At 59.9% G+C, this 16,602-nt stretch carries 9 protein-coding genes and 1 pseudogene; 1 reads left to right on the top strand and 9 read right to left on the bottom strand.

The annotated features are described in order from the left end of the window. Positions 1 to 81: 81 nt before the first annotated feature. The 4 genes from ACNJX8_RS09485 to gabT form a co-directional block, all read right to left on the bottom strand. Positions 82 to 1,821: a hydantoinase B/oxoprolinase family protein gene (locus tag ACNJX8_RS09485; protein ID WP_439360385.1), complete on the bottom strand. Its 1,740-nt coding sequence runs from the start codon at positions 1,819 to 1,821 to the stop codon at positions 82 to 84. Then, positions 1,818 to 3,899 carry a hydantoinase/oxoprolinase family protein gene (locus tag ACNJX8_RS09480; RefSeq protein WP_439360384.1) on the bottom strand — a complete coding sequence of 694 codons (2,082 nt, stop codon included), beginning with the start codon at positions 3,897 to 3,899 and terminating at the stop codon, positions 1,818 to 1,820. Before ACNJX8_RS09480 ends, ACNJX8_RS09485 begins: the two co-directional genes overlap by 4 nt. A gap of 290 nt (positions 3,900 to 4,189) precedes the next feature. Then, entirely contained in the window at positions 4,190 to 5,659 is a 1,470-nt protein-coding gene (locus tag ACNJX8_RS09475; RefSeq protein WP_439360383.1) for an NAD-dependent succinate-semialdehyde dehydrogenase, read from the bottom strand. A 13-nt stretch (positions 5,660 to 5,672) separates the two neighbouring features. Next, positions 5,673 to 6,956 carry a 4-aminobutyrate--2-oxoglutarate transaminase gene (gene gabT / locus ACNJX8_RS09470; protein WP_439360382.1) on the bottom strand — a complete coding sequence of 428 codons (1,284 nt, stop codon included), beginning with the start codon at positions 6,954 to 6,956 and terminating at the stop codon, positions 5,673 to 5,675. Between the two features lie 145 nt (positions 6,957 to 7,101). Here gabT and ACNJX8_RS09465 point away from each other — a divergent pair, with 145 nt between their 5' ends. Further along, positions 7,102 to 8,193 carry a LysR substrate-binding domain-containing protein gene (locus ACNJX8_RS09465; protein WP_439360381.1) on the top strand — a complete coding sequence of 364 codons (1,092 nt, stop codon included), beginning with the start codon at positions 7,102 to 7,104 and terminating at the stop codon, positions 8,191 to 8,193. Positions 8,194 to 8,225: 32 nt separating this feature from the next. Here the strand turns inward: ACNJX8_RS09465 and ACNJX8_RS09460 are convergent. From ACNJX8_RS09460 to ACNJX8_RS09440, 5 genes and pseudogenes are all read right to left on the bottom strand, one after another. Further along, positions 8,226 to 9,478: pseudogene (locus tag ACNJX8_RS09460) on the bottom strand (Glu/Leu/Phe/Val family dehydrogenase). Positions 9,479 to 10,390: 912 nt separating this feature from the next. Further along, a complete protein-coding gene (gene ltrA / locus ACNJX8_RS09455; RefSeq protein ID WP_439360380.1) occupies positions 10,391 to 11,722 on the bottom strand; it encodes a group II intron reverse transcriptase/maturase in 1,332 nt (443 codons plus the stop codon). Positions 11,723 to 12,432: 710 nt separating this feature from the next. After that, the gene (locus ACNJX8_RS09450) at positions 12,433 to 14,565 is read right to left on the bottom strand and encodes an AMP-binding protein (protein WP_439360379.1); all 2,133 of its coding nucleotides are present in this window, start codon (positions 14,563 to 14,565) and stop codon (positions 12,433 to 12,435) included. 487 nt (positions 14,566 to 15,052) lie between these two features. Then, the gene (locus ACNJX8_RS09445; RefSeq protein WP_439360378.1) at positions 15,053 to 15,364 is read right to left on the bottom strand and encodes a hypothetical protein; all 312 of its coding nucleotides are present in this window, start codon (positions 15,362 to 15,364) and stop codon (positions 15,053 to 15,055) included. Between the two features lie 906 nt (positions 15,365 to 16,270). Beyond that, on the bottom strand, positions 16,271 to 16,573 hold the full coding sequence (locus ACNJX8_RS09440; RefSeq protein WP_439360377.1) for a hypothetical protein: 303 nt from the start codon (positions 16,571 to 16,573) through the stop codon (positions 16,271 to 16,273). Positions 16,574 to 16,602: the final 29 nt, after the last annotated feature.

Below are 16,602 nucleotides of genomic sequence, written 5' to 3'. Positions count from 1 at the left end.
GCCATTTCGTGTTCTTGCTCCGTTACCTCGAGGCTCGCGGCTTTGTCGCGGTCATCACGTAACACGCTAGGATGAGACAAGTCATGCAGCAGCTCGGCGCAGTTGCGCGGTCCTGGCCTCTTCGATGCCGCATCCGTCTGCCGTAATAGCCACAGCGTATTCCCGCTCGGCCGCCGCGACGCTCACGACGCCGTCGCGTACGTCGCGCAAGACACTAGAAGCATCGCGCGTTCTGGGGTCGCCAAATCCGCCGCCACCCGGGGCAAGGGAATGGTAGGTCGTGAGCCCGTATTGTTCCACATTGCGATTCTCGGGGTGGAGTTTGGTGCCGTCGGCCAGCAAGAGCGTCGGCACGGTGGTTGCGCCCGGCTTGCCGCCTTCAACACCGAAGGAGGATGGTCGCCCCCCAGGGATTGCGCCGATCATGAAGGAATATTCCGCCGGAGTGAACAGTTCGACCTCGTAGTCGCACCCCGTTCCGCCGCGAAAGCGACCGGGACCGCCGCCGTCACAGCGGAACTCTTGGCGATTGAAGCGCACTGGATAGAACTGCTCGTAGTCCTCAAGATTGGGCAATGTGAGCCCGCCGAGCGTACAGAGACTGCCGATGATGTTGATGCCATCGCGGCCCTCAACGGCGCCGCTGGCCGCCGCCGCCGGAAAGTTATGCATGACGTAGCGGTCGCCGTTGGGGCGAACGCCCGACATGCGTGCCGATACCATTTTCGGCCAGCCGGCCGCAGCACGTTCAGGTAGCGCATGGCCCAACGTCTTCCAGATCGCGTGGATGATTTCGTGGGCCGGGTACACCGTGTTTGCGGTCATGGCCGCTGGCGGCAGCGCATTCACCAGCGTGCCCTCCGGCAAGCGGATCTCGACGCTGCGGAAGGCGCCCTCGTTCTTGGGCAGATCCGGTTCGAAAAACGCGGCCAGCGCCATGAACACCGCCGATGTGCTGTTAGCGACCGAGCTGTTCTTGAAGCCGCGCATCTGCGGCGATGTCCCGTTGAAGTCGACGATCAGACCAGACTCGCCGACTGTCAGCGTGAGCGCGACCACGCTGTCAACCGGCTGGAAGCAATCGTGATCCATGGGCTCTTCCACTTTCCAGGTGCCCTTGGGCAAGCGGGACACGGAGGCCTGAAAGCGGCGGTCGGCGTGGTCGAGCACGGCCTCGAAGAACTCCCCGGCGCGATTCGCCCCCACCTCCTCGACAAGCGCTGCGATGCGCTCCGCGCCAATGCGGGTCGAGCCGATCATGGCGCGCACATCGCCGTCGAGCCCCTCCGGAATGCGCGTATTTAGCAGCAGCAGGCGCCAGAGGTCCTCGCGCACGCAGCCTGCTTCGATCAGCTTCAGCACCGGCAGGCGGATGCCTTCGTGGAAGATCTCGGTGGCAGCCGAGTTATAAGTACCGGCCGCACCGCCACCGATGTCCACCTGATGCGAACGATTGCAGGCAAAGGCCACCAGCTTGCCCGTCACGAAGACAGGCCGAGCAATGACCCAATCGGGCAGATGATTACCGCCGGCGGTGTACGGATCGCTCAGCAAGAAGACGTCTTCCGGGGCGATCGCGTCCTTAAAGTCGCGCAGGATCGCGCGCACGGCAAAGCCGCCTCCGCCGGTGTGAATCGGGATGCCGTCGGCCTGGCTCATCACGATGCCGCGGGCATCGGCAATGAAGCACGAGAAATCGTGACTTTGGGTCAGGTGCGGAGATCTGGCGGTGCGCGTCATCACCCATCCCATCTGGTGCGAGATGTGATCGAGGCGGTTTTGCACAAGTGCGAGTGTAATGGGGTCCAAAGCGGGATTCATGCGGCAGCTCCAATATGGACCAGGAAGTCGTTGGTGGCGTTGACTTCTACAATGTCGCCCGGACCGACGAAGGCCGTGGTCGTACGCTCTTCGATCAAGAGCGGCCCCTGCAGCTTGCAGCCAGGACGAAGATCGTCGCCGTGGTAGACCGGGGTGTCCTGCCATCCCAGCGCCGGATCGATCCACACGGGACGTCTTTGTCGGGGCGCAGGAGGCTTTTGCTTGGACGTCCGAGCCGGCGGGAGTGACCAGTCCAGACTGCCACGCCCGACAGCACGCAAGGCCCTGATCTCGAGGCGACCGCCGGGCTGAATGTGCCCAAACAGGCGCTGATGTTCGGCTTCGAAGGACTGCCGTGCTGCCGCTTCATCGAAACGATTGCTCACCAGCGTGATCCGCACAGGCCATTGCTGACCCACATAGCGAAGATCGATCTCCCGCTGAATGGTGCTCTTCTCGGCGAAGCCCTGTCGCGCCAGGGCCTCGCGAGCACGGGATTCGAGTTGGGAAAAAGCCACTTCGAGTGCGGAGCGCTCAACCTCGTCGAGGTCGGCGACAAAGACCTTCATATAATCCTGCCGCACATCCGACTGCAGGGTACCCATGGCGCAGAAGGCGCCGGCGGCGCGCGGCAAGAGCGCCCGCTTGCATCCCAAGGCGCGCGCAACGGCAGCGCCATGCATGGGACCGGCGCCGCCTGCAGCAACCAAGGTGAAGTTGGCGGGGTTGTGCCCCCGCTCGATGCTGAGCCGTTCGACCGCATGCAACAGGTTCTGCTCCAAAAGGCGGATCACGCCGGCTGCCGCGTCTTCGACGGAACGGCCGAGCGGGCGCGCAAGCTTGGTCTCGATCGCGCGCTGCGCCAGGTCCAGGTTGAGCGTCACTGCGCCGCCCGCCAGCTTGCCTGCGCGCATTCGTCCCAGCACTAGTTGCGCATCCGTCACTGTAGGCTCCTCGCCTCCCAGTCCATAGGCGGCGGGCCCCGGCTGCGCACCGGCCCCCTTCGGGCCGACGTGCAACAGGCCGGCCGCATCGATCCAGGCGATGGTGCCGCCGCCGGCGCCGACGGTGTGGATCTCCACGGAGGGCGTGGTCAGGTGATAGCCGTCGATGACCAGATGGTCGCTGACGGGCACCTGACCTTTGGCCATCACCATGACGTCGCAACTCGTGCCGCCGATCTCCATAGAGATGAAGTTGGCCTGGTCCTGCGACTCGGCGCATCCCCGCAGCGCACCGACTGCCGCGGCCGGTCCGGACAGGACGAGCATCACCGGGCGATTGGCGACTTCAGTCACCGAGACGGCGCCGCCATTGCTCTGCAACATCAGGAGCGAGCGCGGCAGGCCAAGTTCGCGCAGGCGCTCGTCGAGGGCCTTGAGATAGCGGGTGACCTTGGGAGCGACATAGGCGTTCACCACGGCGGTCGAGCCGCGCTCGTACTCACCCATGGTCGGCATAATCTCGCTGGAGAGCGAGATCCAGTCGCTACCCCAGCTCTTTACCAGCGCCTCGCGGGCTTCGCGCTCATGCCGGCCGTCAAGAAAGCTGTTGAAGAGGCAAATCGCGACCGCTTCCACGCCTTCCTTCTTGAAAATATCGGCAGCCTTGGCCACATCCCCGGCGACCAGCGGCGCCACCTCGGCACCGTCGGCGGCAATCCGGCCTCGCACCGGCTGGCGCAGATAGCGTGGCACCAGGACCTGCGGCGGCGGCGCACGATGGTCCCATTGGTTCTCGCGAATGCCGCGGCGGATCTCCAGCGAATCCCGGAAGCCATAGGTGGTCAACATCCCAACCTGCGCGCCCTTCTTCTCCAGGATCGTGTTGGTGGCGACAGTCGAGCCGTGCACGAACAAAGCGCAGTCCCGCAGCAGCGCAGGAAGCGGCAGATCAAGTTCAGCGGCGGCAACCCTCAAAACACTGAGCACGCCCTCACTGGGATCCGCGGTGACGGATGGCGACTTGAAGATGCGCACCTGGCCTATTTCATCGCGCAACACCATGTCCGTGAACGTGCCGCCCACGTCAACGCCTATGCGCCAAGGGGCTACAATTGAGGAGGCGCTATCAGTCATTGCTGATCTTCTCTTTCGTTGACAATCGATGTCGGCAGGGGTGATTTCGGCTGACGCCGCCACGAGCGGCGACCAAATGGTCCGGTAGCCGTGGCGGAACTGGTCGGCGCGCCTCGCGCAGAGCTAGACACGGGTGAATTCTTCCTTGGTAGCGTAACGCTTTTGATCTTCTTTGCGCCAATCAGCATTGTTGCTCTGACCGCCTAAACGCCAATACCAATTTCGGCGCGATCGATACCGGATTGGAATTGCCGTGCAGGCACCCCGCAGCCCTGCTGGTTTTAATTAATTCAAGCCGAGAGCCCCAAACAGGCATATTTCAGTTCCGTGAACTCAAGAATTCCGTGATGAGACCCTTCGCGCGAGTTGCCACTCTCCTTCACGCCGCCGAACGGCGCGAGCTCGGTCGATATCAGACCGGTATTGATACCGACCATGCCGAAATCGAGGGCTTCGAGGACACGAAAGATGCGGTTGACATCCTTTGCATAGAAGTAGGCGGCGAGCCCGGCCGTTGTATTGTTGGCAAGCTGGATGACTTCGCTCTCCGCTCTAAAGCGAAGGACCGCAGCAATTGGGCCGAACGTTTCCTCGCTGGCCAGCAGCATATCGTTCGTTACATCGCGAACGACCGTAGGCTGAAAGAACGTCCCGCCCAGGGCGTGCCGCTCGCCACCAACTACAATCGAGGCACCCTTCGACAGGGCGTCTTTCAGATGCGTTTCCACTTTCGTGAGCGCCCGTTCGTTGATCAGCGGTCCCTGGTCGACGGTCGCTTCCAGGCCATCACCGACACGAAGGGCGGCAACTCTCGCAGACAATTTCCTCACATAGGCTTCGTGGATGCCTTCTTGAACGTAGATCCGATTGGCACAGACACAGGTCTGCCCCATATTACGAAATTTGGAAATGATGGTACCGTCAACCGCAGCATCGAGGTCGGCATCATCGAAGACGATGAAAGGCGCATTGCCGCCGAGCTCGAGGGCAACTTTCTTGACCGTCGCGGCTGCCTGACTCATAAGCAGCTTGCCGACTTCCGTGGATCCCGTGAAACCCACAAGCCGTACCGCTGGATGGGTCGTAAGAACGGATCCGATCGCTCTGGCGTCTCCGGTAATCACATTTAGGGTGCCGGCCGGGAATCCGGCACGATCTGCCAGCTCTGCAAGAGCGAGGGCTGTGAGCGGCGTCTCCGGCGCCGGCTTCACGACGACCGTGCAGCCGGCCGCGAGCGCTGGCGCGATCTTTCGGGTGATCATCGCTGCAGGAAAATTCCAGGGCGTGATTGCTGCCATGACGCCAATCGGACGGCGTTGTACCAGGATACGCGCGTCCGGACGGTGCGAGGGAAGAAGCTCACCAGCGACACGTTTGGCCTCTTCGGCATAAAACTCGATGTAAGCAGCCGCGGAATCGACTTCAGTCCGGGCCTCAGCCAGCGGCTTGCCCTGCTCGCTCGTGAGAATGACAGCAAGATCTTCGCGCGAGGCAACCACGAGCTCAAACCACCGCCGCAATACCGAGCTGCGCTCCTTGCAGGTTTTCGTAGCCCAGGCTGCCAGGGCCGCAGCGGCGGCATCGACCGATGCAATTGCTTCGGCAGAGCCAAGGTCGGGTACGGCTGCGATTTCTTGGCCGCTCGCCGGGTTTACGACAGCAGTGTCAGCAGTTCCGACGAAGCGTCCGTTGATATATGCCTGCAGCTTTAATAGGGAGCGGTCCGACAGCCGCTCGACCAGCGGTACTGGCTTGAGCATTCGATAATCCCGGTCAGCAACCAGTGGTGAGAGCGATTTCGAGCTTCGCGATCCCTTCCGTCAGGACGGCGTCCGGAATGGTCAAAGGCATTAGCAGCCGGATGATATTACCATGCACGCCGCAAGCGAGAAGGATCAGCCCATCTTCGAGCGCTGCCTGGATAACACGTCTTGTCGTGTCTGGATCGGGTTCGGCGCCCCCCCGCGCCTTCAGGACGTCAAACGCAACCATTGCTCCTGGACCGCGGATAAAGCCGAGGGGGACCGCATCGTTTCGCTTGCTGATGCCCTCCAGCTTGTCCTTCAGCAATGTCCCGATTCTGTTCGCTCGCTCGAGGAGTCCCTCGCTCGCAATCACATCCAGAACCGCAAGCGCGGCCGCGCACGCGATCGGGCTTCCGGCATAGGTCCCTCCTAGCCCGCCCGGCTCCGGAGCATCCATGATGTGCGACCGCCCAATCACTCCCGAAAGTGGAAAACCGCCTGCAAGTGATTTGGCTACTGTCAGGAGGTCAGGCTCCACGCCTGAATGTTCGACTGCAAACATCTTGCCGGTGCGCCCGAACCCGGTTTGCACCTCGTCCCCGATCAGCACGATCCCGTTGTCGTCGCAAATCCGCCGAAGCGCGTTGAGCAATTCGGTCGGCGCGGCATGGAATCCGCCTTCACCCTGAATAGGCTCGATGATTATCGCGGCGACGTTTGCAGGATCAACGTCCGCTCGAAAGAGTCCGTCGATAGCCCTGAGCGTATCGTTGACCGAGATGCCATACTGCGGGACGGGGAACGGCACGTGCCACACGCCTGATGGCATGGGGCCGAATTTCTTCTTGTAAGGAGCGATCTTTCCTGTAAGCGCACTCGCCATGAGGGTACGGCCATGAAAACCACCGGTGAACGCGATCACGTCAGTGCGCCCCGTATGGGCGCGCGCAATCTTCACGGCGTTTTCAACCGCTTCCGCCCCGGTTGAGAACAGGATGGTCTTGGCACCACCGCTGAAAGGCGCAAGCCTGTTCAGGCGTTCGCACAACTCGACGTATGGCTCGTAGGGGATGACCTGAAAGGCGGTGTGAGTATATGCTGCGAGTTGAGCCTGCACTGCAGCCACGACCGCCGGGTGGCGATGCCCCGTGTTTAGAACCGCTATCCCGCCGGCGAAGTCAATGAACCGCCTGCCATCGGCATCCCAGAGTTCCGAATTTTCGGCGCGGGCAGCAAAAACAGGAAATGCAGATGAAAGCCCCCGCGGAACTGCGGCCGTGCGGCGGGACTGAATCAGAGCGTTGTTGGACACCGGACGATCTCCTCCATGATGTCCCGAGTCGTACCGGACCTCCGCTCCTCGTCGGTATCGGTTTGATTGCAACGGAGTGGTCCACCAGAAGCACCACTGGATTTATGAACAGTCCCCGGTTAAATGGTCTTGCGGCGGTGCGACATTGAACAGGAAGGCCGCTGCCGGCCGAGACCGTGCAGTTGCCACGATCGCTGATCAATTGCTGACCTCGCTTGCTCTTCCATCGTCGCTCATTGTTTGTGGCCGTGCACGAGTTTCCATCGAGAATAAGAGTCTTGACATGAAGCCACGCGCGATCCCGACCCGCTCGATAAGGCTTTCGGACGATATTCTTTTTGAATCGCCCAAGCTGCCGCCGCTGGTAATGGTGCGGGCGTTCGAGGCAGCTGCCCGAACTGGCAGCATGAGAAAGGCGGCCGATGATATCGGCGTAACCCACACCGTCATAAGTCGTCACGTCCGCAACCTTGAATACTGGGCAGGTCGTAAACTTCTCGAGAAGGGACCGCGGGGTACGATACTCACACAGGAAGGCGCGATCTTCCACCGGGCTGTTTCCGAGGCCTTTCAGATCATTGCTGCCGCGGCGGTCGAGCTCCGCCCGCCTACGCGGAAGGGAATGTTGCGCATTTGGGCCATGCCCGGTCTGGCCACTCGCTGGCTCGCACCAAGACTCTCAGAGATTGAACGCACGCTGGCCGGAGCGGAGATCGTGCTCAGGGCAATTGACCGTTTGCCCGACTTTGCGAAGTCGGAAGCGGACGTCATGATCGGGTTCGGTTCCAGAGAGGAGCTACCTGCGGGCGCAAGGTGGCTGATCAGTCCGCGGATGTTTCCGGTTGCCAGCAAGGACTGGATCTCGGAATTCGGACAGCCGAAGGACCTGGCCGAGCTTTCGAAGCTACCATTGATCCACGAAGAGAGCCGTCATCAATGGACAACTTGGCTCAAGGCCGCCGGTGGCAAGCTGAAGCACCCGCTGAGGGGGCCTCTGCTCTGGGACGCTAACATGGCGATCGACGCCGCTCTCGCAGGTCAGGGAATAGTGCTGGCGTCCCGAGTAACTGTCGGTCACGAAATTAATGGTGGTAAGCTCGTTGAACTCTTGAGGACAGACGTGAGACTTAACGGCTATTACCTGCACATCAGACCAGGACGCTCCCGCGATCCTATGATCCAGAGATTGCGCGTCTGGCTGGAGAACGGCCTCCGCAACGAGGAGCAGCGACGCTAGTGTGGCTTCCGACACAAGGCAGAGCGATCGCTCTACGGAAACAACCCTCTGGTCTGCTTCGCCTCGAGCACAGTCTGAACTCCAAGCGCCATCGCCGCGGTTCTGTTCGAAACCTGATCCTTCTCGGCTCTTCTTACGACTTTCTCGAAAGACTCGTCGAGCTTTCTAAACAGACGCGAAAGAACCGCCTCACGATCCCAGAACAGGCGTTGAAGTCGCTGCACCCATTCGAAATAACTGACGACAACCCCGCCGGAGTTGCACAGGATATCCGGAATAACGAACACCTCCGAGCGGCGTCGGTCAAGGATCTGATCCGCATCAGGTGTCGTTGGACCATTTGCGCCCTCGGCGAGGATTCGGCATTTGGACGCAACCGGTCCATGAATCACGCGTTCGGTCGCTGCAGGAATGAGAACATCGCATTCCTGGAGCAGCATAAGTGCAGGATCGAACAGGAATTCACTGGAAAAGCCTTCCAGCTTACCAGTACGCCGCACATAGCGACGAGTCGGGCGACATCCAGCCCGCGTCTATCGAATACGACGCGCTATGATCCGACACGCCCACAATCCGTGCGCCCCGCCTGTCCAGCTCTTCGGCGGCTACCGATCCGACATTGCCAAATCCCTGTATGATGCACCTTGAACCTTTCATCTCCATCGCGAGGCGCTCCATCGCTCGGGCAATGAGATGCACCACCCCCAGACCGGTAGCTTCGCGTCGTCCCTCCGTCCCACCGGAAGAAACCGGTTTACCCGTAACGATCTCGCTGACCGTCTTGCCCTGATACATGGAATAGGTGTCCATGAACCAGGCCATGACCTGTTCGTTTGTCCCCATATCCGGCGCCATGACATCAATGTGCGGACCCACGAATGGAATCATCTCCTGCATGTAGCGTCGCGACAGCGCCTTGAGTTCGCGTCCGGAGAGCTTCGCAACGTCGACGGTGACGCCGCCCTTTGCGCCGCCCTAAGGCAAGCCGGCGAGCGCGCATTTGCAGCTCATCCAGATTGCCAGCGCAGCGACCTCTCCCATGTCAACCGTCGTAGCAAATCTGGTCCCACCTTTTTGTAGGTCCAAGAGTCAGATGGTGCTGCACTCTGAAACCCTGGAAAACGGCAGTCGTCCCGCTATCCAAGTTGACTGGACAGGCAATTGTGATGGCACGCTTCGGATAGAGAAGACGCGCACGAAGGCCCTCCGGAATCTCCAGATAATCGGCGATTGTCTCGAACTGGCGGCGGGCCATTTCGAAAACGGGTCCGGAGTAGGTATTCATTGTTGCATACCTCGTTGGGTGCACACTGCAGATGGGGAGATGGCTGATTCCATCTAGCGCCAGACGGCCAGCTTTTCAGCGGCACAGGCAAGTCTGTGCAGCACCCCGTGCAGCGTGCGTGCAGCTTGCGGTCACGAATGGCCTCGCGGACGTGAGAAGTGTAGCCACACAGTTGTCACCAGAGTGGCTTTGATTTCGCACCACTGACGTAGCGCGATTGGGCTACAAGCCTTTCTGACCTTCGGTTGGGGACTGCGGCCATCGTCGGCGCCGCGGAATCTTCCCAGGGCGTTTCCTCCCTTACTGCCGGAGCCTCACTTGAGGCTCCGGCCTTTTCTCGCCCGGAGAACCCGGACGGGCCAAAGGACCGGCGGCCCTAACGGTGAGTGATGCCGTTGTCCACAAAATCGCCCATTAACGTCAGGCTTCGACGAAAAAGAGAATCGGCGATGGCCGTCACGTGGTGGTCGTGCGTGCGGGCTTTGGCAAGTTGCATTTGAAGCTCAAGATTCGAGTGGTCCAACCCAAAATCGGGCGGTGCCGGAGTCCGTCAGTGGCCCAGTCCAAGTCGGGAGAAAACAGCAGACAAGCCGGTCTGCCAGCGGATCCTCAACGTTGTCGAACAGTGTGATCGGCGCTGTCAGCATGATCAAGGAGGAGGCCCCCATGCTCTCAATAATCAGAGTATGTCGGATTCATCGTCTCAGTCGTTAGGCGAATTGCCTCGCGCCTCCAATACCGATTTCGGAGAGGTAGAGTCGAGATGTGGCGCGGTGGCGGTAGGCTGAACATATCTGTTGGCCGCCTCTTTCGTCTGGCGGTGCCTTAGTGGTTCACCCTTGGCTCCGTTTCCACATCCCGCTCATCGAACCGGACAGGCAGATTTCCCGCATCCGGCTCTCGGACAAGACTTCAAGCCTTCGCCCACGGCATGTCGCGCCCAAGCGCGGTTAGGCGTACGAGCCCGAAGTACCCGTATAGGTGCGAGAGTGGATAAGTCCCGCCCCTGCGTCGCCTGACCTTGTGCTTGAAGCGCAACCACCGGCGCAACCGCGCAGCCGCGTAATTGTCGAGCGCCCGATACGCTTTGGTGACGGTGCCTACATTGAAGTAGTTCGCCCATCCGCGCAGCGTGCGGTTCAACTGGCCTACGAGCTCCGTGGTCTCTTGCCAAGTTCCTGATCGGGCGGTGAGCGCGTGAATGCTTTCGGTCACGCGTTTGATGCTCTTGCGCGATGGCCGGTAGCCCCGGCGCGCCTGGCCGGTTTTCGCTGAGTACATCCGCCCGAACGTGTAGCCCAGGAAGTCAAACTCTCCTTCCGGTACCTTGCAGATTCGTGTCTTCTCCTCGTTGACCATCAGCTTCAACCTTCCCATGATCATGCGCAGTTGTCGCAAGGCCTCTTCAGCTTTGCCCCGCCTGCACAGGATTACGAGATCGTCGGCATAGGTCACGATGCGAGAGCCGAGGCTTCGCTCCAGCCCGAGCATCTTCCATCCCAGCACAAACCGACGCATGTACAGGTTCGCCAGCAGTGGTGAGATGGGTGAGCCTTGCGGGATGCCTCGCCGCTTGTCCCGTGCCTCGGTCGTCCGTTTCTTCCTTCCTCGGTCGTCGGTTTCTTCCACGGGACATTCCAGCCACATCTTAATCAGATGCAGCACGCGCCGATCAACAATCCGGCGCGCTACCGACTTGAGAAGTTCGGCATGTGGAATGCTTCCGAAGTAGTCCGCGAGGTCGGCGTCCACGACTTCCGGATGGCCACGGAACAGCTGCGCTTCCACCTCGACCACCGCCTGCTGGGCGTTTCGCCCGGTGCGATAGGCATATTGCTCTGGTGGAAGATCGGCTTCAAAGATCGGCTGAAGCACCAGCATCGCTGCTGTCATGCAGAGCCGATCACGCAGGGTCGAGATGCCCAATGGCCTGAGTTTGCCATTGGCCTTCGGTATGTACACTCTTCTGATAGGGTCCGGTCGATACGTCTCCTGCCTGAGCGCAAGCGCCAGTTCGCCAAGCCACCGCTGCACCCCGTACGCCTCGAGGTCCGCGAAGTCCTGCCCATCTACACCCGGTGCGCCCTTGTTGGAGCGGCATTGAACATAGGCATGGGCCAAGATGTCTTCCCGGCTGACCTTGTCGTACAGAGCGTAAAAGCGGTAGCCAGCTTCTGCCTTCGCTTTCGCGTGTAACGCCGTCTGCAGTTTCTGAACACTCTTTGGAGTCGTTAGGTTGCCCAATCCCCAGGTCCCTCACTACGTCTTGCGTTCGTCTTGAACTGAGGTCCCTTCCCTCCGCCGGCGTTACCCGGCTTCAGCGGTACTACAAACCTCTCCGCCACCCCAAGGCGCCCGGCCTGTCCCTCGCGGGCGTCCGGTTGATCATCCCTGACCACGCCTTGGGGCCTCCCGTGTTGCGTACGCTTTCTTTGTGTACATGCCGTCGCCACTACCCCGGCACAGCGACTGGAGGTATTGCTTCGCTCACGTCGCCCCAGTCGTGTCAGCCTTCCCTGATATGGCCGTCAGGTCGGCCTGTGCATCGTCCTTTTCGAGGCTTGCTCAGCGTTCACTCGCGTTACGGCCTGCACACTCGCGCCGTCACCGTATATCGTGACAGCTATCCGAAGGCTTCAGCCACTTCGTCACCTCCATAGCTGCTCCGATTGCTTCCGGCTGGAGCGTTTCGCCGGGTGGGAATTGCACCCACTGGAAAGCGCCGCCTTCTCACGGCGCACGCCAATAGCCGAGCACTAGCAGGACGTGCCTCAATTACTCTTGGAGCGGTGGTCAGTGAACGCTTAACCACGTTGTCGTGAAGAGGCACACCCGGCCTTCATTGGCAAGCCGCGCTGCGGCGGGCGGAATGCAGTCCGGCCGACTTGCTGATGATTATGGCCTTGCGGCGATTCTGCCCCCGCATTCAGTTGGGCCGGCTCAAGTGGATGGCTCTATCGCCATCGCTTTTCCTCGCTATCGTAGGTGCCGGACAGCGGATCTCTGACGTCCATCAGCTCACGCTTAAGCACCTTGTTGCTGGAGTTGGTCCTCGGAAGCGCTGCGGTGAAGGCGACGTATCGCGGAATCTTGAAAGCGGCAAGATGCGCACGAGCATGATCGAGAATACGCTCTACAGGCAAGTCGTCGGGCGTGACGCCATGCTTTAGCTGCACGTGAATCTTGACCTCCTCGCCGCGTTTAAGGTCGCGAACGGGAACCGCCGCCACATCCTCAATCTCGGGAATCTCGCGAATGACGGCCTCCACCTCGCGAGCTGCGATGTTCTCGCCGGAGCGACGGATCATGTCCTTCGTCCGTCCGACCAGCCAATAAAACCCAAACTCGTCGCGGCGCATGAGATCGCCCGTTTTGAACCATTGGCCCTCGAACGATTGGGCATTTGCTTCTGGCCTGTTCCAGTAGCCCTTGAAGAGCCCGCGACCAGTTACCCAGAGCTCTCCAACTTGTCCGACTGGCGTCTCGCTACCGTCATCGTTGACCAACCTCAGAGCCCGAAATGGGGCGCGCATGCCGAACGGAGCCCCCTCGTGATCGATGTCGTTGGGCATCACTGTGCCCCATCCGATTTCTGTCATCCCATAATTATTCTGCCCGCGGACGCCGAACCGCTCGCGAAATCGGCGTATCGAGTCAGCACTCCAGCCGCCGTAATGCTGAACCTGCTTCAAGTCCATCAATGCATCGTCGGAGCTTTCAGGTTGGCGTGTGACCAGTTCGGGAAACGAACACCACTCGATGCGGTACTTTTTCAGCCAACCGATAAATCGCGACGAGCTCATTTGCGAAGCCAGGTAAACCGTGCCACCCTGGCGATACGACCTCAGAACCTGCCCTTGCGTCTCAGGGTAGAAGAAGGGCGACCAAGACAGATATCTCTCGTACGGCTGATAGTCCGTGTAGGCAAGCCCGTAGGATGACACGCCCCAGAAATCGTGCGTCTGCATGCAGCCTTTTGGAAAACCCGTCGTTCCGGAGGTGTATGCAATGTTGAGAAGATCATCCGCGCCGACATCCGCGTCTACCGGCGTCTCGTCGAAGCCCTTTACCAGTTTTTCGAGTGTAGTGCCCGCCCCCTGGGAAGGTACTCCTACTACAATCACTCGCTCTTTAGCGAGGTCTTGCGGCCAAGGCTTCATTGCGGAGAGAACGGACTGTACGGACTCGTCGACGACAGCGAATTTTGCCTGGGTGTCGCTCAGAACGTACTCGATCTCCCTCGGAGTATAGCGCATATTGATCGGAACCATGACCGCTCCCAACTTTGCGATCGCAAACCACAGGATCGGGAACTCGATGCGATTGGGGAGCATGATGCCGATACGATCGCCTTTGCGCACACCGAACGCGCGTAGTGCATGGGCATATTTGTTGGACCAGCGGTCCACTTCGGAGTAAGTCGCGCGCTTGCCTCGCTCGAAGTCGTCGACCGCAATCTTTGAGCCGTGGGTGCGCGCTCGCATTGAAACCAGTTGCCCGATAGTGATGGTCTCGTATGTGGACTCCAGCGTCTGGAGCCTACGAACGGCATTTTCAACGCGGTCCTTCATCTGGGCTCGTGTCAATTTCGTATGGATCATGTAAGATGCCTTTGGACTGAGAACAGATAAGTCGGCCGAGAGTGTCTCATCGGCCGCGATGATCTTGTGGAAGCCCTGGTTTGCGCGGGTGCGGGTAAGGGTGTGGTCGTTCGGCATCCTGGCGCTTATTGCGAGCGAGCAATGGCTGGCGACCCTGCCGCCTGCCGCCAACTGATCTTCGGCCGCGTAGTCGAAGGTATCGCCGAGTTCTTTCTCGATTTCTTCTGCTAGCGCCTGGCGGCGCTCAGCGTACCATTGAACTGAATTCGTCATGGCCTGACCAGCCGAGAACTCGATAACCGAGTTCCGCGTTTGGATGAAGTGCGGGTCGCCGTGTATGTGTTCGACTGAGGCCGGGATCTCATCGCAGTGAGTACCCCGATGAAACACCGTAACCCGGTATCCGCGCGCAATCAAACCATTGACAATATTGGGTCCCGTGGGGCCCGTCCCACCGATGACCAAGTCGCGGTTGGCGTCGTTCACGAGAAACCTCTCGGCTGGCGAGCTGTGCGCATGTAACCTTTCGATTTGTACGGGCGCTGCCCGGGAGCTATCGCAACCATATCTTGATCGTTAGGCGGACGACTTCGCCAGGCGCCAATACCAATTTCGGCGCTGTCAATACCAGAATGATATTGATGGGCTGAGAAGGAATCAGACTATCCGGTCACTTGATCGGTACGGGATCGAGTGACGCGTTCACTCAGACCTCTCTGGTGTTGCCTCGACGCTCCTAATGTCCCGCTGGACAATATTGGGCCCATCGTTGCTCGATCTTTCAGGGTCAGAGGGTTTACGGTCCGATTGACCACCTTCTCGTTTCATCGCAGGTTTGCTTGCTTGAGCCGTTAAAACGGCAGAAGATCGAACGGGACGTTCACGATCGAATCAGAAGGGCTACAGGAACAGATTACGTGGTCTCCTTTGCTCTGCAAAATCACTGACCATTTCGGCTTTTGGGAGAGTCGGCCTACGATGAGCCGACCTTGAACCACTGATACATTCGATCCGGGTTAATGGCATAAACCGGTGATAGGCGGCGACTGATCTCACTCGGAGAGCGTTCGCGCAGCTGCACTTTCCACAACTTGCCGGTCGATTTTCTGCCACTCGGCCCAGCCATGCGCGCCCACGGTTGCTCACCGTTGTCACCCCATAAGCGTAGATCCATAAGTGGCACGCGCACGCCGGCCAGGGTGCCCGCGGTACTTTTCGTTGTCGTCGGCATCACGTAGTTCGGCCCGGCGAATGAGCGGGTGCCAACAGGTGACGTCTCGGTCATGCCCACCCCTGCTCCATCCAACGCCCTCCTTGTCGAAAGCGCGAACCTGTTATTGCGTGCATTGCCTTCGGAACTTCCATCGACCTCGGCCGGCCGAACCTTCGGCTTGGGCAGCCTCAAAAGTTTGCATTAACGCCGTCCAGATCGGCACACCGACAGCAAGCGTAGGTGTTTCGACCTGCTTCAGATCGAGAAGATCATCGGCATGGAGGTGCGCCCAGGCACGATAGAGATGCCCCAGGCGTTGACGTGGAACATCGACGTAATAGGCGTCGCGATGTCCGTGCATTGCGATGCCCAGAAGCCGGCGAGACTCGCCACGAGCGTGTGCAGGACGGTCGAGCGATGCGAGTATACCACGCCTTTGGAACGGCCAGTTGGCCAGATGTGTAGCACATCGTAACGGGATCAGCTTCGTCGTGCGCCGAGGAGCGCCTCGTAGTCTTCGATGTCCGACGAAACCTCTGCGCCGAAAAGCGGAAACACAATCACCCGGCCGCGTGCTCGCAGAAACGGAGACCGGTACAGTCGCGGAGATCGAAGCTAGCGTACCAATCCTAGTCGAGGCACGCGAGATGACGGCACTTGATCCCGCGCACAAGGCTCAGGCGGACTCACGCGTGGATCGAACTCGCCGCTCGACTATACGCCGGCCAGCTACTTCGCCGCTCTTTCCGGCAGAGCGTCACCAGCGAAGAAGCGTCGCGGGTTGTCTTCCAGGATAGAGACGATGTCTGCTTAGCTGACACCACGGGCGTGCAGCATGGGTTAGAGTTAGTGAACATGTAGGTGTGCCTGATAAAGTCCCTCCGATCTCAGACGTTCGACCTTGGCGATCTGCTCGGCCGTGAGCGGGCAGGTGGACTTGCCGAGCCAACCGCAAATGCGATCCATGCTCATGATGACCTATGCACGATAGCCAGCGTGCACAAATTTTGCCAAGTTGTCCGCACGGACGTCGTCGCGCTGGTGATAGTCCATCCCGATTTGATCGAAGCCGATATAAGAGCCACCATCGACGACGCGGCGATGGTAAGCGTGGTCGGGATTTGTGCAGCAATGGCCAATCAGGCAGCGATTGGCCGCAACACCGCCGGCCGCGATTGGATGCCGAGACGAATTGGAGATTTGATGTTGTTGAATGCTGCGCTCTGAAGGCGCGTCTGATCGGGATGCGGGTTGGGTGGAAACGATGACTACTTCACGCATGGTGATATATCGCAGGTGACCGTTGCGCT

Source organism: Bradyrhizobium sp. SPXBL-04, assembly GCF_051853035.1.
GTDB lineage: Bacteria > Pseudomonadota > Alphaproteobacteria > Rhizobiales > Xanthobacteraceae > Bradyrhizobium > Bradyrhizobium zhanjiangense.
The sequence above is the reverse complement of the archived record's forward strand: the minus strand, read 5'-3'. Positions and strand labels throughout refer to the sequence as shown.